The organism is Ectothiorhodospira mobilis, assembly GCF_016584115.1.
GTDB lineage: Bacteria > Pseudomonadota > Gammaproteobacteria > Ectothiorhodospirales > Ectothiorhodospiraceae > Ectothiorhodospira > Ectothiorhodospira mobilis.
Genome location: NZ_NRSK01000004.1, coordinates 60,338 through 85,847, shown reverse-complemented (window position 1 = coordinate 85,847; position 25,510 = coordinate 60,338). Strand labels below are relative to the sequence as shown.

Below are 25,510 nucleotides of genomic sequence, written 5' to 3'. Positions count from 1 at the left end.
AAGGAGCATGCCGTCATGAACGCAAGAAGATTCCCCGGCAATCCCCCGCGCCCCATGCGCGCCGCCGCGGCGGGCCTGTGCCTGGTCTTGACCCTAACCGCTGCCGGCAGCCTCCAGGCCGCCCCCGGGGGCCCCGGGGCACGCATGGACAACGACCGCCCCTGTGCCGGCATGAGCGGGGGCAACAAGCCGCGCCAGGCCATGGGGGACCCCTCCGGGCCACGCCAGGAAAAGGGCACCGCCGCCGGCCGGGAGATGAAGGAACGCCGCTCCGGCCCGGGTGGTCCGGGGGACTGTCCCTCTGCCGGCAACCGCCGCAGCCAGGATCGAGCCATGGATACCCGTCCCGGGGCCATGGATCCGGAGGCGCGGCAGGCCCTGCGCGGGACCCTGCGGGGGATGTCCCCCGAGGAGCGCCGGGAGATGCGCGACCGGGTGCGGGACATGGACCCCGCCGAGCGCCGGGCATGGCTGGAGCGGCAGGGCTGAGCCGGGGCTATGGACACATCCACGCCGGATGCCGGTGCCATGGATGACGGGCCGCTCCCGCCGGCCGCGTCCATGGAGGCCGGGGCCGCCCCCACGCTGGACGCCTTCCTGGAGGGGATCCAGGGCCGGGCCGTGCGTATGGCGGCCCTGGCCCTGGACGACCGGGAGGCCGCCCTGGACCTGGTGCAGGACGCCATGACCGCCTTCATCACCCGTTACCGGCAGCGGCCATCCGGCTCCTGGGGGCCCCTGTTCTGGCGCATCCTGCAAAACCGCATCCGGGATCTCTACCGCCGCAGGCGGGTGCGCCAGCGGGTGATGGCGGTCCTGGGCCGGGGCGGGTCCGGGGAGGAGGGGGAGGAGGACCCCATGGCCGCCTTCCCCGACCCCGTCACCCCCGGTCCGGACCGGGCCCTGGCGGACGGGCGCTTCGCCCGCGACCTGGAGGCCGCCCTGCGGGCCCTGCCCCTGCGCCAGCAGCAGGCCTTTTTGCTGCGCCACTGGGAAGGCCTGGACACGGCGGCCACCGCCGCCGCCCTGGGCATCAGCGAGGGGAGCGTGAAGACCCATCTGCATCGTGCCCTGCAGACCCTGCAGGGCCAACTGGAGGCCTACCGATGAATACCGGAGAACACCATGACGCGCTGCTTCGGCGCATCGGCCGGACCCTGGATCAACAGGCGGGGCTGACCCCCGCGGAACGGGCGCGCCTGGGTCGTGCCCGGCGCGAGGCCCTGCAGCGTCCCGTGCGCCGCCTGCCCCTGGCCCTGCCGGAACTGCCCGTGGGGCGCCTGGCCCTGGCGGCCTCCCTGGTGCTCACCGTCGCCCTGGGCCTCGCCCTCACCCCATTCCCCCGGGGGCCGCAGCCCCTGCCAGCGGCCCTGGCCGAGCCCCAGGACTGGGACTGGCTCATGGCCGCGGAGGAGGATCCCTTCTGGGTGGAGGATCTGGACGATCCCGCCTTCCTCGTCTGGGCCGCGGAGTCGCAGCCATGAGGGCCGCGGCCCTGCTTCTGGCCGGTGTCCTGCTCTGCCTGCCCTGGGGGGAGGTGATGGCGCAGGGGGTGCCGGACTGGTCGGATCTGGACGCCGGGCAGCGCACCGTGCTGGCGCCCATGGAAGAGGCCTGGGACGGGCTCTCCGAGGAGCACCGCCGCCGGCTCCTGGAGATGGCCGGGCGCTGGCGGGAGATGGATCCGGAGCAGCGGCAGCGCATCACCCGGCGCCTGGAGCGCTGGCGGGATCTGTCGCCGCAGGAGCGGGAACGCATCCGCGAGCACCACCGGCGGCTGCAGTCCATGACCGAGGCACAGCGCCAGGCCCTGCGCCAGCGCTGGGAGCGCTACCGCCAGCTCCCGCCGGAACATCGCCGGCAGCTGCGCGAGCGCTGGGAGGCCCTCTCCCCCGAGCAGCGCGAGCGCCTGCGCCAGCACCGGCAGGGCCCCCATGGGGGCAACGGCGGTCCGCCGGGGGGCATGCACGGACACTGCCGCTAGGAACGGCGGGAGACCCCGTTGGGATGGCACGCCCCTGCCGGTATGGGGCCCTGGCGGGGCCGGGATGGCCGCGCCCCGGCCAGGGCCGGTACAATAGCCGGTTTCATCCAGCCCCACTGCAGACGCCCCCATGCCATCCAAGCACGCCACCGAGACCGCCCGCCGGCGCACCTTCGCCATCATCTCCCACCCTTATGGCTGTGCGTGTGGCGCCAAGTTGCATCCAGTTGCCTAAAATGCCGCCCAAGCCTTGTTTAATGGCGGGTTTGCCAAATAGAGGTGTTGCACCCCAAGGCGCCACGAGACATCACGAGGCAGCCGATTTAAGTACACATCTGAGTACATATCCTTGCCAGCTAGCCGTGCTAACATTCGCATGTACTTACCACGGTAGCGAGGGATGGGGATGCCGCTCACCGATAGCTGGCTGAAGGCCAACAACGGCAAGGCCGTAGACAGGATACAGACGCGGAGCGACCAGAACGGGCTGGGGGTCAGGATCTCCAAGAAGGGCAAGCTGACCTTCTACGTACGGTACTGGCTCAACGGAAAGCAGAGCCGCATCGATATCGGCTCCTACCCGCTCAAGAGCCTCAAGGCGGCCAGGGCGGAAGCTGAAGACATTCGCCGCATGGTGGAGGATGGGCAAGACCCGAAGCTCGCCAAAGAGCTCGAGAGGCTATCACAGGCGGAGGCGCCCAGCGTCGCAGAGCTGTTCAACGAGTGGTACGAGAAGTACTGCATCAAGCATAAGTCCAATGCCCACCTGATCAAACGCAGCTTCGAGATCCACCTGTTCCCTGAGATTGGGCACTTGCCCGCCGATCAGCTTGAGCTGCGCCACTGGATGGAGCAGTTCGAGCGCGTGCAGGCCGGCGCGCCATCCATTGCCGAGCGCCTGGTCATCAACTCCAAGCAGATGCTGAAGTGGGGAGTGCGCCGCCAGCGCGTGCCGACGAACGTGATCGCGCATGTCGGCACTCGCACTGACCTCCACATCAAGAAGAACATCGGTAAGCGGGTTCTGGACAGGGGCGAGGTGAGGTTGGTCTGGGAGGTGCTGGAGCGCTCTCGCATGACGCGCAAGAACGCACTCTTTGTCATGCTGTGCCTGGCCTTTGGGTGCCGTACCGGCGAGCTTAGGCTGAGCGACAAGGAGCACTGGGATCTAGATAAGGGGGTATGGACGGTTCCGCCCGAGAACCACAAGACAGGGAAGGTGACAGGTCTGCCGATCGTCAGGCCGATCATTGAACCGGTGAAGGAGCTGGTGAGGGAGGCCATGCAGCTTTCGGCATCGCCTTCAGAGGGGCCGCTGTTCAACAACAGGGATAGCAGGGAGAGGATCAGCCGTAGTTCGCTGTTGCCGCTGCCCTACAACATCATGCAGTGGCTGCGCCGGCACCGGAAGGTCGAGATGGAGCACTGGTCCATGCACGACCTCCGGCGCACGGTGCGAACCAACTTGTCGGACCTCACGGCACCGCATATCGCCGAGAAGATGCTGGGGCACACGATGCCTGGTCAGTGGCGGGTTTACGATCACTACGACTACCTGGCCGAGCAGAAGGAGGCCTACCAGGCTTGGTGGGAGAGGTTGCAGCAGATGGTGGCGGCCGGTCAGGCCGCTTCCAGCGACGCCTCGTAGGCTTCGATGTCGTCGATTGCCCAGCGATTGAAGCCCGCCTGGCCGCTGATGCGTGGCGCCGGCAACGGATGCTTCTTGCGCTTCATCCAGCGGTACAGAGTCGAGCGCTCAACCTTGTAGCGCTCGCAAAGGTCTTTGGTGGTCAGATAGCCTTTAACCATGAATGCTTTCCTTCTTCAGTTACTTTCCGGCGTAGGGATGGGGCCGGCCCACTCCAGGGGCGCCCACCCCGGCAGCATCTCGTGGTTGGTGAAGCGCGGGCTGGTGGTGGGCTCCAGCACCTCCTTGCCACCAACGCTGACCACGGTCACGAAGTTCTCCAGCGGGTCGACGCGGGTGGAGACCGACACCTCGGCGATCACCGGTCGGTTGAAGTTCCAGCCGCGCGCCCAGTAGTGGGCCACGCCTCCCGCGGCCACGACCTCCTCCAGGGTGGGCGGCTTCGGCCGCCATACAAAGCTAGGCATCGCTCTCCTCCTCGACATCCTCGCGCATCGGCTCGGCGGCACCACCCGGGCGCCCCTCCTTGACGATGATCTCGCCGCCGGAATAGCGGACCAGTACCGAGTCCTCGCCGGCAATCTTGGCCAGCAAGCCGAATATCTCGCCGACGCGCCCCATGTCCATGTCGCTGAACCGGGCTCCATCGATACTCAGGGTAAGCACGGCGCGCTCCCGAAGGTCGGGAATGTCCTTCTCCTCGCAGAACTTGACCATTACGCCTCCTCGCTGTGCCGGTTGTGTTCGATGGCCTTGGTGGGGTCGGCGGATTGCCAGTCTGGCCAGTCGCGCCCCTCGTTCTTGGTGAGCTTCGCCTCCAGCCCTGCCGCCACCTGCTCGGCGGTGTGGCCTGAGCGCCAGGCGCCGTCGAAGGCGAGCAACACGACGTCGATCCACTCCTCGAGGTCATACGGGGCGGCCTCGATCTCCTCGAGCTCCTTGCGGATGTGGTCGGCCAGGCCCTGGCAGCGACCTCCCGGGCCGAAGGCTCGCTTCGAGAAGGCGATCTGTCGGCGCATGTGCGCCACCAGGTCGTAGCCACTCGCGTCGCCGCCGCCGGTGGCCGCCCATGCCTTGGCGGCATCGCTGACGACGGGCAGCAGCGTGTAGTTGCACATGAAGTCGAATTCTTCGCTCCAGTTGTTGCCCTCGGCGTCGAATCCTTCTTCGTCCAGTTCACTCTCGTCGGGCCTGTCGACTCTATCGACCTGACCGCTGATCTGAGTGGCGCGGCCGACGAACACCTGGCCGACAAGCTCGTCCCATCCGGTATCGCCGTCCAGCCAGCTGTCGATGAAGTCGGCGGCCTGCTCGACGGCCTCGGCCTCGGTACCGAAGGCCATCAGCCCCTGGTCGGGGCAGTAGGCGAACCACGGCTTGTCGTCGGTGACGTACCAGCCCGGCGCCTTGCCTTCCTCTGACGGCGCCAGGCGCTGGAGACTGGTGCGCTCGCCGCGGGCATGGATCATGGCCGCCAGGTTGAGCACGTCCACCGGGTCACCCTTGGCGATGTGGTTGACCAGCATGCTGTTCAGGCGGGCCAGGCTGCAGGATTCCCAGCCGCCTCGCCCCTCGCGGCGCTTGGCGGCGAGCTTCTTGCGCATGTCCAGGGCGGCGGCCTCCACCATGGCGTCGTCGGCGTGCAGGTCATGCGGTGTCAGGGACTCCTGCAGCACGTCGCCATACCACTCCAGGTATTTGTACTCGTAGACCTCGCCGGCCTGGCCGGGGCACTCCTCCCACATGTCGGGCGCGCAGGCGAAGTCGATGGCCTCCTCCATGCGCCGGTTGCTCTCCATGAGGGTGTCCAGCGCCTCCAGGATGCGCTCATCCCGCCCCTGGCGGGGCTCATCGGCGACGCCCAGGCGTTCCGCGATCATGCCCAGCATGCGGTCGCGATCCCCGGCATAGTCAGCAGTTGCCTCAAGCGTCTCTTCGAGTTCCAGCAGTGCTCGAGTATTCTCGACATGGCCGTGGGGAGAGATGTTGGCCAGGCGTTCGTTCTCCGCTTTCAGCCGCGCGTTTTCCTGCTCGACAGCTTGCAGCCGTTGCATCGGTGCCGTTCCGCTCATGATTGAGTCTCCTCGAAGACTTGAAGGGGGATGCCCACGGTGGCGAGCTCCATGCCAGCCCGGGCGCGAAGGTTCTCGATGACGTCGGCGTCGACGTCCATGTCGCGGTATTCGCGGGCCAGTTCCAGCAGCATGGTGGCCTTGGTCTTGGCGGTTTCCGTGGCGTCCGACTGCTGGCTGCCGGCCTGCTCCCGGGCCAGGCTCATGGCCGGGTAGCCGCGCAGCGCCTCGGCAGCGGCATCGTGGATGTCCAGCAGCGGTTGCCTCAGGGTGTCGGCCGGGCCGATATCTGACCGTTCCGCCATGCGCTCGGCCACACGGGCAGCCTCCACGCCAGCGGCGAACAGCGTCGACCGGAGCTCACGGCAGTGCGCCTTCAGGGTGGCCACCTCTTGTGCCACTGGGTTCTTCGGGCACTGGCGGTCGTGCTCCATCAGCATCCGGTGGGCGGCCTCCATATCGTCGACCTTGCGGGTGTCGTAGATGATGGCTTCGCCGCAGTAGATACACGACGCCGCATGGTTGCCCTCGGCATCGCGCAGCCGACGCAGCAGGCCCAACATCACCTTGGGGTTGGTGGCGGCCACGAAGGCCTCGTTGGCCTCGGCGTTGGGGCGGCTGGCAGCGGCGCTCTCGGCGCGGCGCAGGGCGGCGGCCAGCTCCTGGCGCATGTCCTTGTTGTCCAGGGCCAGGCGAATGGCCTCGTCGTAGGGGTCGAGCGGGGCGCGCGCGGGCGCGCCCTCACTGGCGTGGGCTTGTGAGTTCATCATGGGCTCCATCGGTGGTGGGCGGGTGTCAGGCGCGATGGTTGGCCAGCTGCCGGCGGATCTCGTGACTGCCCTCGCAGACGGCGGCTACGGCCTCCAGGAAAGTGGTGGGCTTCTTGAGCATGCCGGCGCGGCGGATGACCTCATCGAGGAGGCGGCGCGCCTCCTCCTGGTCCTCGAGCTGGTCGGCGAGCCGTGCCTTGTCGTCTTCCAGCTCCTGGTTGCGCTGAAGCACCTGTTCGCAAAACGGGCAGTCCGTTGCTCCGACCGGGGGCGGGGTGTAGGCCAGCGATGTCATGCCACCTCCTTGAGCACCCTGCGGGTGCCGCTGTTGTCCATGGGGGAAACCACGCCCTGGCGCTCCAGGTCTTCGATGAGGCGCGCCGCGCGGTTGTAGCCGATCTTGAAGTGCCGCTGCACGGCGGATATCGACGCCTTGCGACTCTCGATCACGAAGGCGCGTACCTCGCTCAGCAGTGGATCGGGTTCGTCGGCACCGGGCGAGGCTGGCGTGGGCGCCGCCTCCTCCATGCTCTTGAGCTCCGGGGCGGCCTCGCCGCCCAAGCCGGTCAGCAGTAGCTTGATGACGTCGCGCAGGGCGTTGGCCATCAGGATGAAGTCGGTCTCCAACCGGATGATGGCATCGTCGCCGTCGTCCGCCTGACTGGCTTCATCCAGCAGGGCATCGGAGAAGCGCAGCCCCTTGAGCGAGAGGTCGTCGGTCAGCGTCAGCGATACGCGCTCGTCGAGGGTGATGCTCAGCTCGGCGGCCTGGCGGCCGGACTCCAGCAGCTGTTGCATGTCGTCGGTGTCGAGGTCGACGTTCTTGGCCGTCACCTTGCCGTCGTCGCCCTTGGCCATGAGCTTCATGCTGTCGCCGACCTCCAGCCAGGACGGGCGCAGGCTCGGGTCCTGAAGCCAGTGCGTCATGACCCGCATGGGCAGGGAGTGGGTGGCGACCGGCACCAACTTCAGGCTGCCCAGCGTGGCGCGCAGCAGGTCCAGCGCCTCCTCGGCGCGCTTCGCCGACGAGGTGTTGACGGCGATCATGCCGCCGGCCATGTCCCACCAGGCGTCGACCCGATGGCTGCGCACGAAGGCACGGGGCAGGAGCTCCTCGTAGACCTGCTCCTTGATGCTCATCTTCTCCGCGCGCGGTACCGGGCCGCCGCGAACGGCCTCGATCTCCTCGCAGCGGGCTTCCACCTCCTCCTTCACCACGGAGGCGGGCAGGATTCGTTCCTGGCGCTGCATGGTCAGCAGGAACTGACCCTGAATGGCGTGCACCAGGGCGTCACTCTTGCGGCCGGCCGGCGGCGTCCAGCCGAGATGCTTGGCCTCGTGACCGCCCATGTCGCGGGCGGCGAAGCGGGCCATGGCCTCGGCGAGGGCTTCAACGGCGATGCTGCCGGCGGCGGGCAGGCGATACAGGCGAAGGTTCTTGAACCACATGGGGTTTCTCCAGGTTGAAGGCGCAGCCCGGTGGCCGCGCTGGTTTAGGCGGTGGCGAACATGTCGCGCTGGCGTTGCTGGTCTGCTGTCCGCGGCGAAAGCCACAGGCATTCGGTGCGTTTCACGCTGCCGAAGCGGCTGGATCCGGACGTGGGCAGCGTGACGCGCATCCATCCCGGCAGGCGGTTGTTGTAGAGCGCGGAGTCGTAGCCGCTGATCACTACGAAGCCTTCCAGCTGCCTGACGGCCTCCAGCAGCACCTCGTGCTCCTCGACGCTCATCTCGTGGCGGTAGTAGCGGCTGCTGCCCTGGCTGCGCGTCTCTGGCAGGTAGGGCGGGTCGACGTAGTGCAGCGTCTCCCGGCTGTCGTGCTGCGTCATGACGTCGGTGGCCGGGCGACTCTCGATCACCACGTTGCGAAAGCGGTCGGCGAACCCGGGTATCGCGTCGGCAACGCGGGCCCAGGCGTGCGCCACGCCCAGATAAACGCCGTCCGGGCGCGTGAAGGTGCGCATGCCCGAGTTGCCGCGTGTGGCGCCGGCCGACCCGAAGCTGGCCCAGGCCCTCAGCAGGGTGCGTCGGGCCTGCTCGATGGAGTCGTCGGCCGGCTCTTGCGATAGATCAAACTCGGCGCGGGCGTAGGGCGTGAAGCGGCAGAGCTCGGCCAGGCGCTCGGCGCTCGCCGGGTCGCGCAGCACGCGGAATACGTTGACGATCTCGCCGTCGAGGTCGTTGTAGACCTAGGCCGATACCGGCGGCTTCTGAATCAGCACGCCGGCGGCGCCGCCGAATGGCTCGACGTAGACCTGGTGGCGCGGAAAGTGCGATATCACCCAGCTGGCGATGCGCCACTTGCCGCCGTGGTAACGCATGACAGGGCAGTGCATGAGGCAGCCTCCGTAGGAAGGCCGCCTCAGTGGGCGGCCTTGGGGTCGGGTTTCTCGGGGCGGTGGAGTGATAGGCCGGCGGCGACCTGGCGAACCCAGATGGGCGTGCTGCCCAAGGCGAACGTCTCGCCGCTCCAGGCCAGCAGCAGCGTGGTACCCATCACGCCGGCGATGGCCTCGGCAGCCGGCGCTGGCACTGCGTTCCCAATCCTTTCCCTCCAGGCGCTGTCGTTCAGCCCTTCCAGCTCCAGGTGCTCGCAGGGATCGACGAGGCCTTGCAACGCGGCGAGCTCGAGCGTGGTGAAGGGCCGGTGCCAGGTGCCATCCAGTGTGCGAATCTGGCCGACCAGCCGCTCGTTGGCCGCCGGCAGGTATTCACCCTCGAGGGGAGGGTGCGCGAGCCCCTGCCGCGGATCGGCGATGGACCAGGGCCCGTTGTCGTGGCCCGCCGATGCCGAGACAGCGCCGCAGGACGCTTGCCAGGGCACTACGCCGTAGTGGCCAGCCGTCAGGTAGCTGTCACCCTTGCCGCGGCGTAGTCCCGGGCGGGGGTCGGCGACGGCGAACGCGCCTTGCCCCGTGGTGCTGCCGGCGATGACGGTACTCGCGGCGCGGTCGAACGCAGTCACCTGGTATTTCCCGGCGAAGGCGCTGCCTGCCCGGCGTGGGTCGGCGACCGCGAATGCCCCCTGTCCTGGTGACTTCTGGCTGGTGATGGCGCCGGTGGTGTCGCACCACTTCCTCACGCCGTAGGCCTGGCCGTCCTTCCACTTGGCTGACTGATTGAAGCGAGGGTCTGCTACGGAGAACTTGCCGTTCCCCGGGCGACTGGCGCCGGCCACAGTGCCGGCCGCTTCTCGCCAGTCGTGCACGCCCAGGTAGCCGTTGTTACGCCCCTCGGGTACCAGCAGGTAGTCCTTGAGGAAGCCGTCTTCGACTGCCAGCCGGTTCAGCGACCGCCAGTCGCTGCCAGCCTCCACGAAGGCGAGCCTGACCCACGTCTTCCATTGCAGGCGCGGGATGCGGTGCATCGCCCCGGCCAGTTCGTCACCGGGCAGCGGCATATCTCCCAGCACCTGGCCGACGGCGCGCAGCGGGCGCTTCACCGGCTCGTAGAGGAACGGCGGCACCTTCTCGGCGTGGCGGGCCACCAGCAAGAAGCGCTTGCGGCTCTGGGCCAGGCCGCCCAGCTCGCCACAGTCGTGGGTGGTCTCGGCGACGTGGTAGCCGTAGTGCTCCAGCATCGCCACGATCTTGTCCAGTAGCGGCCGGCCCCGGTTGGCGATGCGTGGCACGTTCTCGAAGACGAACAGCTCGGGCGGATCGTCGGCGAAGGCCTCGAGGGCCAGCCACATGCCGCGAAGCGTCAGGCGGTTGAGCGCCTGGTATTTCGGCGTGGTGCTGCGCGACTGCGACAGAAGGCCGGAGAAGCCCTTGCACGGCGCCGAGAGGAACACGATGTGTGGCCGCTCGTTGCCGGCGGCAGACTGGATGTCCGCGGGCGTGGCCTCCTGCCAGCCGGCCGGCGGCTCCGTGCCGTGAAAGGCGGTGTACTGGTCGCGGTCAAACATGTCGAGCACGGTGCCCGGGGCGCCGGCCAGGCGCTGGAAGTCGGCGATGGCGGCGGCATCGACGTCGACACCGCCGATGCAGCGGAAGCGAGCCTCCATGTTGCCGACGCGTGCGTGCCCGCGGTTGAAGCCCTTGGCCCCGCCTCCCAGCCCACAGAACAGGTGGAAGTGCCGAATCTCGTGCCGCTCAATCATGCGTGCCGCCCTCCAGGTTGGCCTTGATCCACTCCAGCTCGCCGGCATGGCCGGCGTCCTGAAGCACGACGCGCCCCTCGGGGTCGCGGATGATGCGGTGATGGCCGCCGCTCCCGCGGCGCGGGATGCGCTCGACCTGGTAGCCGTGGCGTGCCCACTTGGCGTTCGGTGATTCGGGATGCGGCTGGCCGGTCATGACAGCCAGGCCTCGAGCTGCTGGGCGGCTAGGGCACTGGCTTGGGCGGCCTGGTGCCAGGCCTCGAACACGGTGTCGATGTCGTGCATGTCGGTCTCCTCGAGCATGAAAAAGGCCACCTCGGTGGGGTGGCCTGTCAGTAGTGGTTGAGCCGCCTGGCGCGTCGTCGCGCGCGGCGTTTGGCGGCGTGTCGCCGGTGGCGTTTCACGCTGCCGTACTTGGGTTTGGGCGGCGCCTCGTGGCGTGGAATCTCGATGCCGGCCCATGTCCGGGCCTTGGTACCGAGCATGGCGGCGATGCTGATGAGTAGGTTCATGCCACGAACCTCCCGTCCGGCACCACGCGAATCCGAGGCTTTCCCCTGGCTTCCATCCAGCTCTTGGTGTACGCGACTGGGTCTGCGTGGATGTTCATGATGACCCCTGCCGCCTCCACGTTTTTGTGATGGGCATGACGAGGACCTTCCGGTGATGGCGATCTTCCTCGGGCGGCTCACAGCGCAGCTCCACGCCCTCCCAGCCGTCTCGCTCCATCCCTGCCATTGCCGAGAAAGAGTCGCTGAACAGGCCGACATATTCGCTGTTGATGCAGAAGCTCGGCGACCTGTCCGGGTCCAGTGCCGCTTCCTCGGGGAAGGCGCCGGCAATGTCCGGCGGGTCGCCTTTGATCAGCCGGGCCTTGCCAGCAGTCAGGCAGGCATCCAGCTCGCTCTCGCCAGCGGCTCGCTCCCTCCGGCTGCCGATAAGGGCCAGCCCTGAGTCGGTGAGAAGGAATCGCCCATCTGGGTGCGTAACCGACGCCTCGACAAGGCTTCGCTCGGGCAGAAAGGTGGCGCGGGAGGTGCCGGCCATCTTGCCGTCGGGGTCGCGCGCTATGATGGCCACATGGCCGTTAGTGGCGGCCAGAAGCACACCACCTTTGGCGGCTGGAATGACCTGCATCCCAGCCAGGCCTTCCCTCACGCCATCCCGGTCAGCGAATCGCATGACCGGCTCCAGGAAACGCGCACTGAACTCGGCGATGGTTTTCATGCCACCTCCTGGTCATCTTCGGGCTTCGCGGACTTGCCGCAGAAGGGGCAGAAGTTGGCGGTGACGAAGGTGTCGATCTTCTGGCGCTTCATGCCTTTGGTCGGATCCTTCTTCGGCACCCAGACCTCGCCCTGATAGTTGATCATGAGCGGCGACGACATCTTGTTGCCGGTCAGGGGAAGCCGTAGCCCTGGAGCTTGGCATCGAAGTCCTTGAAGCCCTCGGGCAGCTTCGCCTTGACGTGTTCGGCCAGCTTGTCAGCGACCTTGGTTTGGCAATCGCACTGCATGGTGTTCTCCAGAAACAGGAAGCCCCGCGGCAGGGCGGAGCAGGGTGTTGGTTGAGCCCCGCGGGCGCGGGGAACGATCAGGCTGCCTTGGCTTGATCGTCGTCGAGCGGGACGATCCGGCTCAGGTCGTCCTCCATGCTGCCGTCGGCGGGGCGGAAGCGGCCCAACTCCTTCCAGGTGAACTTGCCGGCCTCGATAGGGTTGCTGGTGTACCCGCTGGCACCGGCGCGGTGGTAGGCGCCATGCCCCTTGTGCCAAATCATGTAGAGCGGCTCGTCGGCCGGAAACAGGATGCCTTTCAGGGTTTCAGCTAGCCGGAAGTCCATCGCCTTGACGGCGAGGGACAGCTCTCCCTCGAGGCGCTTTCGGCGGCGGGTTTCGTTGCGCTTACGGCGCAGGTCGCCGGGGCTCTCCAGGTAGATGGCGCCGCTGTGGACGTTGAGCACGTCGTACTTGCCGGTCACCACCCACCACATGTTGTTGAGGTTGTAGTAAGCGGTGCCGACCACCATCCGGTCGCCGTAGCCAATCGCGTAGACGCGAGCGCCATGAGTGATGGTGCCGCCGTCGGCGGATCTGGCATTGCACGCCATGCCGATGCGGGCATGGCCCAGCTCCGCGACGAAGTGTCCACTTGAGCGATTGGCTTGCTCGACCCATTCCAGGGCGGTGAGCGCGCCTGGCCCGCGTTCAGCATGACGCCCATCGCGCAGCCTGTCGTTGAACTCATACCCGGCGAATACATTGCACAGGTAGGCGCGCAAGCGTCGGCGAGTGCGCTCCATCTCGAGCCACAGCAGGTAGGGCATGCGCTTCTCTTTGTCGAAGTCGTAGCGGCCGCCGTTGGAGTTCTCGACGTTGGCCACGTCCTGCCACATTTCGAGCTTGATGCGCCGGCCGGTGACTTCGAGCCGACCCTGTAGGTCGCCTTTTCGGCAGTAGCGGTACCCCTCGGCGAAACGCCGGCTGTACTTCTCAACCATGTCCGCCGGCACCTCGGTCTGCCAGCCAAGTCGGCGCAGCTGCTGAGCCATGCGCAGGAACACGTCTTTCTTGAACTGCCGCTCCCATTCGCCAAGAACGGGGCCGTCTGGCTCTTCCCAAATGCTCAGACTGGCATCGCCGAAGCTCACGGTGCCGTTTCGATCAATCGTTGGCATGCTGCCTCCTTGATGGCTTTCCGGGTCAGCCCCCGGCGATATTCGGGAACCGGGCGAATGGGATCTCATCATCGAAGTCGCTGAAGCCTCCGCCGCCTCCGCCTTGCGGGGCTTGACTGGGCGGCGGGGCACCGTAGCTGGGCGGCTGACTCTGGGGCGGCGGCTGGCTACGCTGCTGGCCGCCGCCCTGGCCGTAGCCGCCCTGCTGCTGTCCGCCGTAGCCGCCGGCCTGCTGGCCCTGCTCGCCGCGGGAGTCGAGCATCTGCATATCGTTGGCGACGATCTCGGTGCTGTAGCGGTCCTGGCCGTCCTGCCCCTGCCACTTACGGGTTTGCAGGCGGCCCTCGATGTAGACCTTGGAGCCCTTGCGCAGGTACTGCTGGGCGATTTCGGCCGTCTTGTTGAACAGCACGACGCTGTGCCATTCGGTGCGCTCCTGGCGCTGGCCGCTCTGTCGGTCCACCCAGCTGTCGGTAGTGGCCAGCCTCAGGTTGGCGACCGGGTTGCCTGAGGGCATGAAGCGCACCTCCGGATCCTGCCCCAGGTTGCCAATGAGGATGACCTTGTTGACGCCTCTGGCCATGGTGATTCCTTGGTGTCGGGCGGCCGCACGGGCCGCCCTGGTAGTGGGTTACTGGCCGCCTTCGGCCTGCTGCTTGAGCGTTGCCAGCCGCGCCTTGTAGGCCTCGTTGACCACGCCGTGGTCGGACTCCGGAACGTGGCGGGCCAGGTCGATGGCCTCGGCCATCTCCTCCCGGGTGGTGGCCTGCTTGATCTGCTCGCAGACGTAGGCGCAGGTGATCTCGCCGCCGGGGCCGACACCTTCCGGAGGGGCGTCGTCCGCCTTGGCCTCGGCCGTGGTCTCGTAGACCTCCCGGGCCTGGCGCTGCTGCTGGGCCTTCTGGCGGCGCTGAGCCAGCTTGTCGCCGACCCGCCCGGCGGTGCCGGCACGCTGCTGCTGGCCGCCGCTGGCGGGCGTCTGCTGGGCGGGCTGACCGGCCTCGGGGGTGATATCGCGCTCCTCCTCGGCCATGCGGATGCCTTTCAGCTCGGGGGTAAAGGTGTCGCGCAGCGCGAAGCCGCGGGCGCGCATTTGCAGCATCCGCTTCGGGTACTGCTGCCAGGGGCCTTGCTTGCCCAGCAGGCCGGCGTCCTTGGCGTCGGCCATGCTGAACGTGTAGTGGGCGACGTTGCCGTTCGGCCGGCGCCGCACCGTGCAGTTGGCGACCATCTGGGCGCCTTCGCCCTCGATCCACTCCTGAAAGTCGGCCTCGGACCAGGCCGGCGCGGCGCGGCAGATGGCCAGCATCATGTCGCCCCAGATGGTGGGTCGACCGTTGATCACCGCGATGTTCTGGATGGCTTGCAGCGGGCTGGTGATGCCCAGCTCGACGCCGGTCTGCCAGGCGATCATCACGTTGCCGGGCTTCCCCTTGTAGTCCTTCGGCGCCAGGTCGCTTTGAGCGATCATGTTGGACATGCGCCACACGTCGTCGAAGGTGCGCGGCGTCATGGCCTTCATGAATTGGTTGCGCACCTCGTTGGTGGCGAGCTCGACGCCGCCGGCTTCCCCGGCCTCGGCCGGGGCGTGGAACTCTGGCTCCTGCAGATGCTGCTGCTGGACGGTTTCGGCGGTCTGGGTATCAGTCTTCATGCGGCTTCTCCTTGTTGCTCGGCATCGTCAGCTTGCGCGGCCAGCTGGTCCTTCTCGGCCTTGTTCATCTTCCCGTAGCGAATATCGACGTACTCGCTTTCGCCGACCTCGACGGTGTAGGCCTTGCGCTTCACCACCTTGCGGCGCATCACCTGGTCGTCGCCGAAGGTGGCCACCGCGGCGTCACCCATGGCTTTGAGGATGCGGGCGCGGGCCACCTTGGCGGTGGTCTCCAGGGCCTTGATCTCCTCTTTGGCCTGCTGCTCGACCTTGCGCCAGTGCTCGAGCTCGGCCAGGTCGACCATGCTGCCGTCGGTGCCTGGGTACAGGCGCTTGAGCAGCTCGATGGCCTTGGGATGCTCGACATCGATCTCCGGCATCTCGCCGCGCTGGATGGTGGCCCACAGCTCGCCTTCCAGGGCGATCAGGTCATCGATCAGCTCGTCATCGCGCAGGATGGGATACCAGCGAGTCTCCCAGCCGGCGATGGTCACCACCAGGAAGCCCCACTCGTAGCCGGTGACGGCCAGTTGGTGCTGCACCTGAATGAAGTAGTCCTCCGGCACCTCGCCGGTGGTGCACAGCCCGCCGGTGGTGTGCACGTTGTCCGGCTTGCCCCAGCCCTTGGCGAACTCGACGTTCTTGAGCTCGGCCACGCCCGGGCCCTTCACGGTCTGACCCATGACCAGCTCGAGCCAGGCCGACTGGGCATCGGTAACGCCCACGATGCGGCGGTCGATGTTGGCCATCATGAAGGGGTGTTCGGGGTGGGCCAGCATGCAGTTGAAGTTCTGGACGTTGAGCCCGGTGAACTCGGCGAAACGGGCGGCAGTCACCGGCTCCATGACGTGGCCCATGGCCATCTTCTGGCGGCGGCGGTAGTTGGCGTCGGCGTCGTCGGCGGCCAGGCCCAGCTTGCGCTCGGCGATCTCGAACGGGGTGCGGTGCTCGCTGGCCCCGACGGCTGCCGCGGCTTCACTGGCCCCGATACCCAGACCGCGCAGCGACAGCCACACCTCCTCGGGCATATCCAGGGTGGCGACGCGATGGTTGGTGATCAGCTCGTGCTTGGCTTGTTCAATGGTCATGCTCATGGTGCTATCCTCGTTCGGGTGAATCGATATCGGTTGTCGGTCACTGCAACGGGCCCCGTCAGGTGCGAACTGGCGGGGCCTTTCTCATGCCAGGGCCCTCGCCTCCAGCGAGTCGAGGTAGGCGTCGATGCGCGCCTGGTCCCGACCCTCGCGAAGGCTGGCTTCGTGCTGTTCCAGGATGGCGAGGTCGTCATCGTCGGTGAGCTTGGCCAACAGCCAGTTGGCCTTGTAGCCGCGACGGTCGTAGACCTCGTACCCGATCTCCGGTCCGCTGGGCGGCTCGAAGAAGCTGCCCGAATCGGCCGGGGTGTAGCTGGTGACATCCACCAGGCAGGGGATGCCAGCGATGCGGGTCTTCATCATGAGGCGGACTCCTCTTGGCGCTGGCGGTGCCAACCGGCAACCGCCTGAAGGCTGCCGGCTGCTGCATTGGCCGCGGCCATGCTGTTACCGCCGGTGGCGAGAAGCGGGGCGAGGCCGCCGGCCAGCTCGGGCCCCAGATTCGGGTCGTGAACGGCCTCACGCAGCGCGTTCAGCAGCTCGATGTCGTCGATATCCATAGCGACCTCCGTCAGCGGGTCAGGAAGGCGACCAGCACGGCGGCCACGATCAGCGCCATGCCGAGGCTCAGCCCGTGGTTGGCGATCAGCTCGACCATCACACTCTCCAGAGCTGGAGCAGGGCGGGTTTCACGCCGTTTCGGCGGGACACGTACTCCGCCTCCCGGCGAGCGTTGGCCGCCTCCGCTGCGGTGGCCGGTCCATCTTCAGGCGCCCGGCGGCTGACGGCCTTACGCCGCCACACCAGGGCGCGCCCTTGTTCACGAATCAGGTCGACGACCCGTGTCTTGCGATCGACAAGGCGGACCACCTTGCCCTGGTGAATAGGGATCATGACGACCTCCTCTCGACGAGCCAGGCCCCGGCCCCGGCGATGACGAACATGCCGGCGAACAGGGCGATGGAACCGATGGCCCCGGCCACGGCCGGGTTGATGTAGTGGGCCAGGGCGTTGGCGATAGCGGCGGCCGGGTTCATTGCCACACCTCCTTCAGCTGGCGTTTCAGCTGCATGTCGCGCAGCTTCTGGTCGATGTTTCGCCGACAGGCATAGCGGGACGCGCCTCGTTGGTCGTTCAGAATGCGGCGCTCGTTCTTCGTGACTGGTGTCATGCCAGGCTCCAGGTGTCCGTAAAAAGCCCGGCACGTGGCCGGGCAAATGCGCAGGGAACTGAAGTGATGCCGCTGGCATCGAGAAACGCCCTGGCGCAGCAACAGGCATGGGGCGAACCCCGCGCCAAGACGCTTCTCGATGCCGTGCGGTGAGTGATGGTCGATCCATCGAGAAGCGCCCTGACGCCACAACGGCGGGAGGGTCAGAGACCTGCGGCGCCAAGGCGCTTCTCGATGACCCCTGTTGCCAGGGGCCGGGGTTTTACCGAAGCCGGATCAGTCGTCCCAGAGTGGTTCGGCCGGTCACTGAGCGGCTTTGCATCGTGACCGTGGCGCCATTCTTCTCTTGCACGACACTGAGCACGACTTCGTAGGTACCGCCTGCCGCCAGGGTTTGCCTGATAGCGTCGACGATCTTCTTCTGGTTGAGTTGGCGCCCCATGTCGGCCATGGCGGCGTCGATAGTGTCGATAGCCATGCGATCTCCCGTCAGGGGTGGTGGTGATCGATGGAAGCGCCGTGTCCGGTATTCTCAGCCCCGGGCGGGGCGCTAAGTGCCACTGTCGCAGCTGCCGCGTATTGCTGGTGACACGCCGTGGAGTCGCTTTCCTCCGCGCTTGCCGGCGCCCGCCAGGGTCTACGGCATCCCACCGCGATTATCCTGACGACCCGCTAGGGTCGGCGTGCCCGCCTGTCCGGCATGAGGCCGGATGGCGCCCCCTTACCAGGCCAGGGGGAGGCGTGACCAGTTGTTAAAGAGCCGTGGTGGCCGCGTCAGATGACGACGGCCGGGATGTCATCGTGTCGCTTCGTCAGGCGCCGAGGCGCGTTGCGACGAAGGCTGTCCGGATGCCCGTCGCACATGGCGACGATGAGCAGCAGGCACAGCGGCTTGATGAATCCACGGCTGATAGAGAGGGCGACGAGGTGGGCGGTGTTGCGTGCACCTTCACGCTCGCAAGCGATTTGGAGATGACGACGAACCGTGGCCAGGGCGCAGCACAGGGTGTCGGCGACTTCCTGAGCGGTGTTGCCGCGTGCCAGGAGCTCGACTATCTGTGTTTGACGCTTGGTCAGGCTCATCTCGTCCGCCTCAACAATCAACCGACGCGTTGATAGTAGGAGTCGAGGCGGAACCAGTCAACTATAGAATTGACTTTCTACCGGGCGGGACGCCTGTTTTTGGCGTAAAGAGTTGAATCTAAAGTAGAAAAAAATTTCCCTGCACGCTCCTCCCTGAGTCGGTCGAAGGCGGTGTCCAAGCGGCGGAGGGCGTCGCGTGTCATCGTCCCTGGCGCTGGTGAAGGCTGGTTGTTGCGGTTCTCCATTGGCACCCCACGGCATAGCTGTGCTGGCGGGTCTTTCCTGCCCGCTGTGCACGGTGACTTGGTTGCGATGGCCCTCCCGGAGGGAAATTCCATTATATCGCCGGCTAACTGACTTTTGGGAAAGTCCGCAGTTGATTTCGGAGATTGGCGGGAATTCGGTCAAAAAGGGACGGAGGCAAGTGGGTTAGCGCAAGGCAAGGGAGGCGAGATATTCGTAGGCGCCCCTGGCGGCGCGGAAGTCGGCGGCCTGACCGCCGCGATCGGGGTGGGTGTGGCGAGCGGCTCGCCGATAGGCGGCTTTGAGGGAGGTGAGGGGTAGCGGCCAGGTATCGGCCGGAAAGCCCAGCGCGGTGAGCGCCCAGGGCAGGCTGTTCTCGGGGAGTTCGATCAGAGTGTTGGGCGGTGATGTCGAGCCGAGGCGGTGTCGCTCGGGCGGGTAGTCGTCGTTCATGAAGGCGTCGAGGTCGTCGTCGGCCTCTTCGCCATAAAGCAGGAAGCCGGCTGGCGGCGCCACATGATAGGCACGCCCGGTCGGGCGGTGCTCGACCTGCCCAGTCGCCTCCAGCGTGTCGCGGGGCAGGGCGGCGATGTCGACCAGATGAAGGCGCCAGGCGGGATGCAGGAAGCCGACTGTCGGCCGGAAGGGCAGGGCGTCGACCATCACGCGCCGGGGCGTGTGACGAATGACGCGGTGGAGAGTGTCGCGACCGTACCAATCGCGGGCGTACAGCAGGGTCACGATCGTTGGCTGGCAGCGCTCCGAGGCGGGCCGGGCCGCCCTGGCGGCGAGCCGTTGGCGTGCGCGGTACCTCTGTAGGAAGGAGGCTGGACGCCTGATCGTATCGCCGCAGGCAATAGACCGCAGCGGCAATGCGTCGTCGTCGCGAAGGGCGAGCGGCGGCTGGCCGATAAGGTAGCTGGTTGGGCTGGCCCACACCGCCCATTGGCCGCCATGCACGGACAAGAAGGGGCGAGCATCGCGAGCCAGCTCGACCAGGTTGGCGTTGACATGGTGGTCGGGGCTGAAGCGCAGGCGCTTGGTCATGCCCAGCATGGCGGCGGTTGCCAGCATGTCATCCTGGCTGGCCACATAGCCCGAGATCAGCGGGGCGCGCCTCACGTCAGGGCTGGGCGCGATGTCCCACAGGCACCACAGCCACCCGCCACGGCGCTCCGCCCAGGTCACCAGGTCGTGACCTTTCACGCCGGGCAGAGCAGCGACGGACAGATAATGCTCCTTCATGGGGGGTTTCAGCCGTTGGCTTCGGGTTCGCCGTCAGCGCGCGACTGCCACTCGCGCTTTTTCTGAGCAACCTCAAGGAGCAGGTCGCCGCGCGCTTCGCTTTCCGTCTTGCCGGCCAGCAGCAGATCATGCGCCCGCCGCATCACCCACAGGAATTGTTCCATGGAGCCGTTGGGAAGGAGCTCAGAGACCACGAGCTCGGTAATGTCGTAGGCGATGCCAAGCAGCTGGTCCGCGGGTCCAAAACTGCCCTCTCCGCTCGACACTCCAGTCCGCCCCGATAGCCAGGCCAGCGACACGCCGTAAAGATCGGCCAGCCGTCTCAGGGTTTCGCGTTCCGGCTTCGACTTTCCCTTGGCCCACTTCGATACCGCCGCCGTGCCGGCGCCGGAGTCCTGAGCAATGACCTTCTGCATGCCGTAGACCTTCTCCCGGCGATGATGCTTGAGGGCGGACTCAAGGATCCGTTCCCAGACAAGGCGCTTCTCTTCTTCTTCCGAGGCAGGTCTCGGCATTGGCTTGTTCCTCCGCCATGCCAGCGATGGGTGGTGAACGTCGAATCAACAATCGTTTGGTTGATTATAGGCGCCATTCCCGCCTTGCCAATTCATCGGAAACAACCATTTTTTTGCAGAATCGAAACTACGTGGCATACTCTCTACCATAATGTTGATTCTTCTGGTGGAAGGCCCGTGACGCAGAACGCTTGCAAGGCAGACATGCCGACCCTTCGAGAGCTCATCCGTGATTGCGGCGGCCCGACCGCCGTGGCGCGTGAGCTCGGCTGCTCGACGCAGAACGTCCACAAGATGATCCAGCGCGGCCACCTGCCGTACTCCGAGCTTCGCGAGAGGTCTCGTGCCGACGTGCTTGCCGGGATGCAGCGGGAGGGAGAGCTCACGGCCGACCAGATTCGCCGCATTGGGTTCGGCATCTGACAGGAGGTACGGCAATGGTGGTTTCCAGTGTGTCAGAGCTGATCGACGTAGTGGGCAATGGTCGCCTGGCAGCGGCTTGCGACGTCCATCACGCCACTCCATGGCATTGGCGTACCAAGGGGCTTCCCGCGCAGCCCAAGCGCCGAGCCCAGCATTATCGCCGAGTGCTCGCCGACCTGGCGGGCATCAGCACGTCGGAACTCTCTCGGCTGGAAGCCGGGGAGACGGTTGAGGTTTCCGATGTGCAAAACGCCGGGTAACCCCCGGACACAACAACGCCCCGATCGGCTGGCACCGCGGGGCGTTGCTGCACACCTAGATTGTGAGGTCCATTATGAACGACAAAACACCAAGCGTCCAGTTGACTCCGTTCACGTTCGATGAACGCCAAGTTCGTGTGATTCAAGGCGAAGACGGCGAACCGCTTTTCGTGGCGGCTGACGTGCTTGCCGCCCTGAGCCTTGACCGCAAGGCCCTGGAGCGCCTGGACGATGACGAAAAGGGGGTGAGTTCAATTCACACCCCTGGCGGCCGCCAGAACGTGGTCGTGATCAACGAGCCGGGGCTTTTCGGCCTCGTGCTGGGCAGCCGCAAGCCGGAGGCTAAGCGCTTCAAGCGCTGGGTAACCCATGAGGTCCTTCCCGCCATCCGCCAGACCGGCGGCTACCAGCTGCCGACCACGCAGCCCGACCAAGCACGACTCACCGGCGAGCTGGCCCTGTTGGAGTGCTTCTGCACCCTGAACAATCCGGCGCCGTCGAGCCGCGTCGTGCTGCTGGAGAAGATCGGCAGCGCCCACGGCCTGAATACCGCCTGGCTGCCCGGATACGTCGAAGACGCCCCCGATGCCGGACAGGGTTCCCTGGATACCGACAGCGCCACCGCGCTACTGGCCGAGTTCGGCGTGCGCATCACCACGCCGGTATTCAACCAGCGCCTGGCCGCCATGGGACTCCTCGAGCGCCGCAACCGCAAGGCGCGCAGCGGCACCAAGTCTTACTGGTGCGTGACCGACGAGGGACAGGCCTACGGCAAGAACATCACCGCTCCGCAGTCACCCCGCGAGACCCAGCCCCACTGGTACCGCGACCGCTTCCTCGACCTGCTGGCCCTGGTGGGCATGGAAGGAGCGGCCTGATGCAGTACACGCTCACTATCAACCAGCAGAAGGCCTTGGAATGGGAGCTCAACTCCCAGCAAGCCCTGCTGTTCGCCTTCGTGTACGAGTGCCCGTCCTGGTGCAACCCTATCACCACAGATGACGGCGTGTTGTTCTTCGCATTATCGAAGCAAAAGATCGTCGACGAGCTCCCCCTGCTGACGAACAAGAAGGACACCGCCTATCGGCTTCTTCGAGCGCTTGCCAAGGCGGGCGTCATCGAAATGTCGACCAACGGCAGCATCACTCTGGTGCGACTGACCGACAAGGGGAAGACCTGGAACCGCAAGGGCGATGGGTCGGAAAAATATCCGAGGGGGGTCGGAAATAAATCCGAGGAGGGTCGGAAAAATATCCGAGGTGGGTCGGAAAAATCTCCGACAAATCAGGATACCAGTAATCAGGGGACCAAGAATCAGGATACCAACAATCCCGATGTGCCCGGTTCGGCTGAGGACTCAGCGCCTGGAGTCGATTCCCTGGACGCTGCCTTCGAGACCTTCTGGCAAGCCGGCATGCGCAAGGCCAACCGCAAGGCGGCCCGCAAGGCCTTCGAGTCGGCTGCCAAGGCTTCCGACAAGCCCGTGGCAGAGTTCGCCTTGTTCCTGGCTGACGACATCGCCCGACGCATCGCTGCCGAACAGCTCGGCTTCGATCGCATGCACCCCACGACCTACCTGAACGGCGAGCGCTGGGAAGACGACATGCCGCCCCCGCCCGCCCAGACGAATGCCAAGCCCGGGCGAGCAGGCTTCGCCCAGCCCAAGCCTGCCGGCAGCTACCAGCGCCCGGCCGATAACGACATGCCCCAGTGGGCCACGGAGGGATCATGAGCCAGCACCTGACCACCACCCCGGAAGTTCGCGGCCAGCTGGCGAGTCTGATGGCCGGCAAGGCCAAGACGGACGACAAGGCGTGCCGGATCCACGGCGACTACGTGGCGACGCTGATGCCCAACGGCAAGTGGAGCGAGTGCCCGCAGTGCCTGGACGACGACCTCAAGGCACAGAGCCAGGCCGCCATCCGCGAGCAGCGCTCGACGTCTGTGAAGCAGCGCCGCGCCAAGTTGCGCGAAGGCGCCATGATCCCCAAGCGCTTCCGCAACCGCACCCTGGCCGGTTACCAGACCGACGACAACCGCGACAAGGCCCGTGTGAAGGCCATCTGCCAGGCATACGTTGACCGCTTTGATGACCGCCTGGCGCAGGGTGGCGGCCTGGTGTTCGTCGGCGGCGTTGGCACCGGCAAGTCGCACCTCGCCTACGCCATCGGCAACGCCCTTCTGGATCGCGAGCACACCGTGCTGGGCATCGACGTCTACGAGCTGATCGACCTGGTGAAGGAGAAGGTTTACCGCGACGGCGGAATGTCCGAGCGTCAGGCCGTGCGCACCCTGGTGGATGGATTGGATCTGCTGATTCTCGACGAGGTGGGCGCCCAGCTGGGTACCGACTGGGAGATGGTCATGCTCTTCAAAGTGATCAATGAGCGCTACAAGGAGGAGCTGCCGACCATCCTGATCTCCAACCTGGACAAGCCCGAGCTCGAGGGATACCTGGGGCCGCGGGTCATGAGCCGCACCGAGGAGGGCGGCGGCACCACGCTAGTGCTCGACTGGGAAGACTACCGCAGCCGCGGCAAGGGGGCGTAACCATGACGCGATATGAGCGTGAGGCCCTGGCCGTCATCCGCAACGAGCACCGCCAGACGCGCCGCCCCGTCACCGAGCAAATCGTCCGCATTGGCTGCAATGCCACGAGCCAGGCCGCCGCGCGCGCCGTGAACCGCGCCCTGGAGCGCCTTCGCGACAAGGGGCTGGTAGGGGCTGCCTCAGGCGCCTGGCTGCCGACGGTGCACGGCATGACGGTTGACCTGGAGGCCGTCGAACAGACGCCGGAGCCCGAGCCCGCGCCGGATATTGTGGGCGTGGATCTTGCCAAGGGCCCCGACACCACTGCTATCGCAACCATCGTTCGCCAGGAGTCTGCCGCGATATCAGCCGAGCTCGTCAACCGTTGCGCCGCTATGCACCAGGCTTTGTGGAAGCAGGCCACCGCGGCGTATGAGCGAGGGGAGGCAGGCGCAGCCGGCGATCTCCTTTGGCTGGCCGAGACAGGCAAGCAGCTGCTTGCCGCGGGAGGTGTCGAGCCATGACCCGCACCGCTTCCGCCAACCAGGTCGAGTACGTGATCCAGCACCCGGGGCAGCTGGCCCCGGTCATGAGTCAGGCCATGGAGATGGCCGGCCGCGGCCTCAAGGGCGGCCCGGTGCGCGTGATCTTGACTCGCATCGAGGAGAAGCGCACTGACAGCCAGAACAAGAAGCTGTGGCCGATGCTGAACGACCTCTCCGAGCAGGTCACCTGGTACGGCTACAAGCTCACGCCGGCGGAGTGGAAGGACTTCTCTACGGCGGCCCTGAAGCGCCATCGCATGGTGCCCGGTATCGACGGGGGCATTGTCATGGTGGGGCTCAGTACCAGTCGCATGAGCAAGCGCGTGTTCTGCGACCTGATCGAGTGCATGTACGCCTTCGGTACCGAGCAGGGCGTCCAGTGGAGCGAGCCCGCGCTGGCCCTCTACGAGGAATACAAGGAGGCCCGCCAATGATCGCCAAGAGTAAGGCCTGGCGCAGCGAGCGCTATCTGGCATGGGTGCGCAGCCTGCCGTGCTGCATGACCGGCGAGGAGGGCTGTGAGGCTCACCACGTCATCGGGCTGGGGTGGGGCCTGTCCGGCTGGGGGCTCAAGGCGCCCGACTCGTTCGTGATGCCCCTGACCCCGTGGGCGCATCGCATGGTGCACCAGCGCGCCGAATGGCAGCCCTGGCAGGTGGAGTGGCTGCAGCAGACGATCCGCGCCGGCCTGGCTCAGTTCGCCAACGACCCCGACATTCGCGAGCAGCTGAGCCATGCGCTCGCCTTCATCGACGCCAGGGAGGGCGCTACGGCATGAACATCATCGGTATCGACCCCGGCAAGTCCGGCGGCATCGCCTCCATCAACGCCACCGGCCAGGCCTCCGGCGACGTGATGCCCATCATCGGCAAGGAGATCGATGGGCACGAGCTGGCCCGGATCCTCACCGCTACCGCCCCTGACCTGGTGATCATCGAGAAGGTCGGCGCGATGCCCAAGCAGGGCGTGACGTCGACGTTCACCTTCGGGGCCGGCTATGGGCGCCTGCTGGGCGTGTGCGAGGCCCTGGGCATCCCGTATCGCCTGGTGACCCCGCAGGCCTGGAAGAAGCGCGTGCTCGCCGGTACCACCAAGGACAAGGAAGCCGCCATCGCCTTCGTGAAGCGCGCCTTCCCCATGGTCGACCTCACGCCGGGCAAGAAGCGGGTGCCCCATGACGGTATCGCCGACGCCGTATGCCTGGCCGAGTACGGCCGCCAGCTCATGGCCAAGGGGGCGGCGTGAAGGCGGGTCTCGAGTGGCAGAAGGTCAGCAACTACTGCATCCGGGCCGGGCAGCACCGCATCGCCAAGGTGGTGTTGTCCGGCGAGGAGTGGTTCGAGCTGCATGCCGGGGATGAACGTCTGGGCATGTGGCGCGGGAATGCGGCCGCCGCGAAACGGGCCGCGCAGGCGCACAGCAACGGCACATCGAGCTGACACGGGGGTGGCATGGAGCAGGTCGAGGCGGCAGCCAATGCGGTAGTGGGGCGCAAG

General features: G+C 66.5%; 40 protein-coding genes and 1 pseudogene. 15 read left to right on the top strand and 26 right to left on the bottom strand.

Features of this window, described 5'->3' with window-relative positions; genetic code table 11:
* Positions 1-15: 15 nt before the first annotated feature.
* The 5 genes from CKO33_RS02995 (at position 16) to CKO33_RS02975 (ending at position 3,632) form a co-directional block, all read left to right on the top strand.
* Complete coding sequence (locus tag CKO33_RS02995) at positions 16-489, top strand: hypothetical protein (RefSeq protein ID WP_200179158.1); 474 nt, start codon at positions 16-18, stop codon at positions 487-489.
* 9 nt (positions 490-498) lie between these two features.
* On the top strand, positions 499-1,110 hold the full coding sequence (locus CKO33_RS02990; protein ID WP_274600723.1) for an RNA polymerase sigma factor: 612 nt from the start codon (positions 499-501) through the stop codon (positions 1,108-1,110).
* Positions 1,107-1,484, top strand: a complete 378-nt coding sequence (locus CKO33_RS02985; protein WP_200179157.1) for a hypothetical protein — start codon at positions 1,107-1,109, stop codon at positions 1,482-1,484. The genes CKO33_RS02990 and CKO33_RS02985 overlap by 4 nt, the downstream gene beginning before the upstream one ends.
* Positions 1,481-1,984 carry a DUF3106 domain-containing protein gene (locus CKO33_RS02980; protein WP_200179155.1) on the top strand — a complete coding sequence of 168 codons (504 nt, stop codon included), beginning with the start codon at positions 1,481-1,483 and terminating at the stop codon, positions 1,982-1,984. Before CKO33_RS02985 ends, CKO33_RS02980 begins: the two co-directional genes overlap by 4 nt.
* A gap of 406 nt (positions 1,985-2,390) precedes the next feature.
* Entirely contained in the window at positions 2,391-3,632 is a 1,242-nt protein-coding gene (locus CKO33_RS02975) for a tyrosine-type recombinase/integrase (protein WP_200179153.1), read from the top strand.
* Here CKO33_RS02975 and CKO33_RS02970 read toward each other — a convergent pair.
* The 26 genes and pseudogenes from CKO33_RS02970 to CKO33_RS02840 all read right to left on the bottom strand — a co-directional run bounded on the left by CKO33_RS02970 (position 3,605) and on the right by CKO33_RS02840 (position 20,257).
* Complete coding sequence (locus CKO33_RS02970) at positions 3,605-3,793, bottom strand: helix-turn-helix transcriptional regulator (RefSeq protein ID WP_200179152.1); 189 nt, start codon at positions 3,791-3,793, stop codon at positions 3,605-3,607. The genes CKO33_RS02975 and CKO33_RS02970 overlap by 28 nt on opposite strands.
* Positions 3,794-3,808: 15 nt before the next feature.
* The gene (locus CKO33_RS02965; protein WP_200179150.1) at positions 3,809-4,099 is read right to left on the bottom strand and encodes a hypothetical protein; all 291 of its coding nucleotides are present in this window, start codon (positions 4,097-4,099) and stop codon (positions 3,809-3,811) included.
* Positions 4,092-4,349, bottom strand: coding sequence for a hypothetical protein (locus CKO33_RS02960; protein ID WP_200179148.1), 258 nt, complete (start codon positions 4,347-4,349; stop codon positions 4,092-4,094). Before CKO33_RS02960 ends, CKO33_RS02965 begins: the two co-directional genes overlap by 8 nt.
* Positions 4,349-5,704: a dATP/dGTP pyrophosphohydrolase domain-containing protein gene (locus tag CKO33_RS02955; RefSeq protein WP_200179147.1), complete on the bottom strand. Its 1,356-nt coding sequence runs from the start codon at positions 5,702-5,704 to the stop codon at positions 4,349-4,351. Before CKO33_RS02955 ends, CKO33_RS02960 begins: the two co-directional genes overlap by 1 nt.
* Entirely contained in the window at positions 5,701-6,474 is a 774-nt protein-coding gene (locus tag CKO33_RS02950) for a hypothetical protein (protein WP_200179146.1), read from the bottom strand. Before CKO33_RS02950 ends, CKO33_RS02955 begins: the two co-directional genes overlap by 4 nt.
* Positions 6,475-6,499: 25 nt before the next feature.
* Positions 6,500-6,769, bottom strand: coding sequence for a hypothetical protein (locus tag CKO33_RS02945; RefSeq protein ID WP_200179145.1), 270 nt, complete (start codon positions 6,767-6,769; stop codon positions 6,500-6,502).
* Positions 6,766-7,923, bottom strand: a complete 1,158-nt coding sequence (gene rdgC, locus CKO33_RS13455) for a recombination-associated protein RdgC (protein WP_274600722.1) — start codon at positions 7,921-7,923, stop codon at positions 6,766-6,768. Before rdgC ends, CKO33_RS02945 begins: the two co-directional genes overlap by 4 nt.
* Before the next feature lie 44 nt (positions 7,924-7,967).
* A pseudogene (locus CKO33_RS02935) lies at positions 7,968-8,795 on the bottom strand (DNA adenine methylase).
* A 41-nt stretch (positions 8,796-8,836) separates the two neighbouring features.
* Positions 8,837-10,576 carry a DNA cytosine methyltransferase gene (locus tag CKO33_RS02925; RefSeq protein ID WP_200179142.1) on the bottom strand — a complete coding sequence of 580 codons (1,740 nt, stop codon included), beginning with the start codon at positions 10,574-10,576 and terminating at the stop codon, positions 8,837-8,839.
* Entirely contained in the window at positions 10,569-10,772 is a 204-nt protein-coding gene (locus CKO33_RS02920; protein WP_200179134.1) for a hypothetical protein, read from the bottom strand. Before CKO33_RS02920 ends, CKO33_RS02925 begins: the two co-directional genes overlap by 8 nt.
* Positions 10,773-10,908: 136 nt before the next feature.
* Positions 10,909-11,088: a hypothetical protein gene (locus CKO33_RS02915; protein ID WP_200179132.1), complete on the bottom strand. Its 180-nt coding sequence runs from the start codon at positions 11,086-11,088 to the stop codon at positions 10,909-10,911.
* A gap of 94 nt (positions 11,089-11,182) precedes the next feature.
* On the bottom strand, positions 11,183-11,803 hold the full coding sequence (locus tag CKO33_RS02910) for a hypothetical protein (protein ID WP_200179130.1): 621 nt from the start codon (positions 11,801-11,803) through the stop codon (positions 11,183-11,185).
* Positions 11,800-11,949, bottom strand: coding sequence for a hypothetical protein (locus CKO33_RS02905; protein ID WP_200179128.1), 150 nt, complete (start codon positions 11,947-11,949; stop codon positions 11,800-11,802). The genes CKO33_RS02910 and CKO33_RS02905 overlap by 4 nt, the downstream gene beginning before the upstream one ends.
* Before the next feature lie 220 nt (positions 11,950-12,169).
* On the bottom strand, positions 12,170-13,252 hold the full coding sequence (locus CKO33_RS02900; RefSeq protein WP_200179127.1) for a hypothetical protein: 1,083 nt from the start codon (positions 13,250-13,252) through the stop codon (positions 12,170-12,172).
* A gap of 25 nt (positions 13,253-13,277) precedes the next feature.
* Positions 13,278-13,835: a single-stranded DNA-binding protein gene (ssb, locus tag CKO33_RS02895; RefSeq protein WP_200179125.1), complete on the bottom strand. Its 558-nt coding sequence runs from the start codon at positions 13,833-13,835 to the stop codon at positions 13,278-13,280.
* A 48-nt stretch (positions 13,836-13,883) separates the two neighbouring features.
* Positions 13,884-14,906: a hypothetical protein gene (locus CKO33_RS02890; RefSeq protein ID WP_200179124.1), complete on the bottom strand. Its 1,023-nt coding sequence runs from the start codon at positions 14,904-14,906 to the stop codon at positions 13,884-13,886.
* Complete coding sequence (locus tag CKO33_RS02885) at positions 14,903-16,000, bottom strand: YqaJ viral recombinase family nuclease (RefSeq protein ID WP_200179123.1); 1,098 nt, start codon at positions 15,998-16,000, stop codon at positions 14,903-14,905. The genes CKO33_RS02890 and CKO33_RS02885 overlap by 4 nt, the downstream gene beginning before the upstream one ends.
* An 84-nt stretch (positions 16,001-16,084) precedes the next feature.
* Positions 16,085-16,363, bottom strand: coding sequence for a hypothetical protein (locus tag CKO33_RS02880; protein ID WP_200179122.1), 279 nt, complete (start codon positions 16,361-16,363; stop codon positions 16,085-16,087).
* Positions 16,360-16,560, bottom strand: a complete 201-nt coding sequence (locus CKO33_RS02875) for a hypothetical protein (RefSeq protein WP_200179121.1) — start codon at positions 16,558-16,560, stop codon at positions 16,360-16,362. Before CKO33_RS02875 ends, CKO33_RS02880 begins: the two co-directional genes overlap by 4 nt.
* 97 nt (positions 16,561-16,657) lie before the next feature.
* The gene (locus tag CKO33_RS02870) at positions 16,658-16,894 is read right to left on the bottom strand and encodes a hypothetical protein (protein WP_200179120.1); all 237 of its coding nucleotides are present in this window, start codon (positions 16,892-16,894) and stop codon (positions 16,658-16,660) included.
* Positions 16,891-17,037, bottom strand: a complete 147-nt coding sequence (locus CKO33_RS02865; RefSeq protein WP_200179118.1) for a hypothetical protein — start codon at positions 17,035-17,037, stop codon at positions 16,891-16,893. Before CKO33_RS02865 ends, CKO33_RS02870 begins: the two co-directional genes overlap by 4 nt.
* Complete coding sequence (locus CKO33_RS02860; protein WP_200179116.1) at positions 17,034-17,171, bottom strand: hypothetical protein; 138 nt, start codon at positions 17,169-17,171, stop codon at positions 17,034-17,036. The genes CKO33_RS02865 and CKO33_RS02860 overlap by 4 nt, the downstream gene beginning before the upstream one ends.
* A gap of 262 nt (positions 17,172-17,433) precedes the next feature.
* Positions 17,434-17,649: a hypothetical protein gene (locus CKO33_RS02855; RefSeq protein WP_200179115.1), complete on the bottom strand. Its 216-nt coding sequence runs from the start codon at positions 17,647-17,649 to the stop codon at positions 17,434-17,436.
* A 296-nt stretch (positions 17,650-17,945) separates the two neighbouring features.
* Positions 17,946-18,254, bottom strand: a complete 309-nt coding sequence (locus CKO33_RS02850) for a response regulator transcription factor (RefSeq protein ID WP_200179114.1) — start codon at positions 18,252-18,254, stop codon at positions 17,946-17,948.
* A gap of 429 nt (positions 18,255-18,683) precedes the next feature.
* Complete coding sequence (locus tag CKO33_RS02845; RefSeq protein WP_200179113.1) at positions 18,684-19,742, bottom strand: hypothetical protein; 1,059 nt, start codon at positions 19,740-19,742, stop codon at positions 18,684-18,686.
* Positions 19,743-19,750: 8 nt separating this feature from the next.
* Positions 19,751-20,257, bottom strand: a complete 507-nt coding sequence (locus CKO33_RS02840; RefSeq protein WP_200179112.1) for a helix-turn-helix domain-containing protein — start codon at positions 20,255-20,257, stop codon at positions 19,751-19,753.
* Positions 20,258-20,434: 177 nt separating this feature from the next.
* Here CKO33_RS02840 and CKO33_RS02835 point away from each other — a divergent pair, with 177 nt between their 5' ends.
* The 10 genes from CKO33_RS02835 to CKO33_RS02790 all read left to right on the top strand — a co-directional run bounded on the left by CKO33_RS02835 (position 20,435) and on the right by CKO33_RS02790 (position 25,453).
* On the top strand, positions 20,435-20,680 hold the full coding sequence (locus CKO33_RS02835; protein WP_200179111.1) for a hypothetical protein: 246 nt from the start codon (positions 20,435-20,437) through the stop codon (positions 20,678-20,680).
* A 14-nt stretch (positions 20,681-20,694) separates the two neighbouring features.
* Positions 20,695-20,940 carry a hypothetical protein gene (locus CKO33_RS02830; RefSeq protein WP_200179110.1) on the top strand — a complete coding sequence of 82 codons (246 nt, stop codon included), beginning with the start codon at positions 20,695-20,697 and terminating at the stop codon, positions 20,938-20,940.
* 137 nt (positions 20,941-21,077) lie between these two features.
* Positions 21,078-21,818 carry a BRO family protein gene (locus CKO33_RS02825; protein ID WP_200179108.1) on the top strand — a complete coding sequence of 247 codons (741 nt, stop codon included), beginning with the start codon at positions 21,078-21,080 and terminating at the stop codon, positions 21,816-21,818.
* A complete protein-coding gene (locus CKO33_RS02820) occupies positions 21,818-22,672 on the top strand; it encodes a hypothetical protein (protein WP_200179107.1) in 855 nt (284 codons plus the stop codon). The genes CKO33_RS02825 and CKO33_RS02820 overlap by 1 nt, the downstream gene beginning before the upstream one ends.
* Entirely contained in the window at positions 22,669-23,490 is an 822-nt protein-coding gene (locus CKO33_RS02815; RefSeq protein WP_200179106.1) for an ATP-binding protein, read from the top strand. The genes CKO33_RS02820 and CKO33_RS02815 overlap by 4 nt, the downstream gene beginning before the upstream one ends.
* Positions 23,491-23,492: 2 nt before the next feature.
* Positions 23,493-23,993: a hypothetical protein gene (locus CKO33_RS02810; protein ID WP_200179103.1), complete on the top strand. Its 501-nt coding sequence runs from the start codon at positions 23,493-23,495 to the stop codon at positions 23,991-23,993.
* The gene (locus tag CKO33_RS02805; RefSeq protein ID WP_200179101.1) at positions 23,990-24,448 is read left to right on the top strand and encodes a recombination protein NinB; all 459 of its coding nucleotides are present in this window, start codon (positions 23,990-23,992) and stop codon (positions 24,446-24,448) included. The genes CKO33_RS02810 and CKO33_RS02805 overlap by 4 nt, the downstream gene beginning before the upstream one ends.
* A complete protein-coding gene (locus tag CKO33_RS02800; RefSeq protein WP_200179095.1) occupies positions 24,445-24,792 on the top strand; it encodes a DUF968 domain-containing protein in 348 nt (115 codons plus the stop codon). Before CKO33_RS02805 ends, CKO33_RS02800 begins: the two co-directional genes overlap by 4 nt.
* Positions 24,789-25,259: a RuvC family protein gene (locus CKO33_RS02795; RefSeq protein ID WP_200179093.1), complete on the top strand. Its 471-nt coding sequence runs from the start codon at positions 24,789-24,791 to the stop codon at positions 25,257-25,259. The genes CKO33_RS02800 and CKO33_RS02795 overlap by 4 nt, the downstream gene beginning before the upstream one ends.
* Positions 25,256-25,453, top strand: a complete 198-nt coding sequence (locus CKO33_RS02790; protein ID WP_200179092.1) for a hypothetical protein — start codon at positions 25,256-25,258, stop codon at positions 25,451-25,453. Before CKO33_RS02795 ends, CKO33_RS02790 begins: the two co-directional genes overlap by 4 nt.
* Positions 25,454-25,510: the final 57 nt, after the last annotated feature.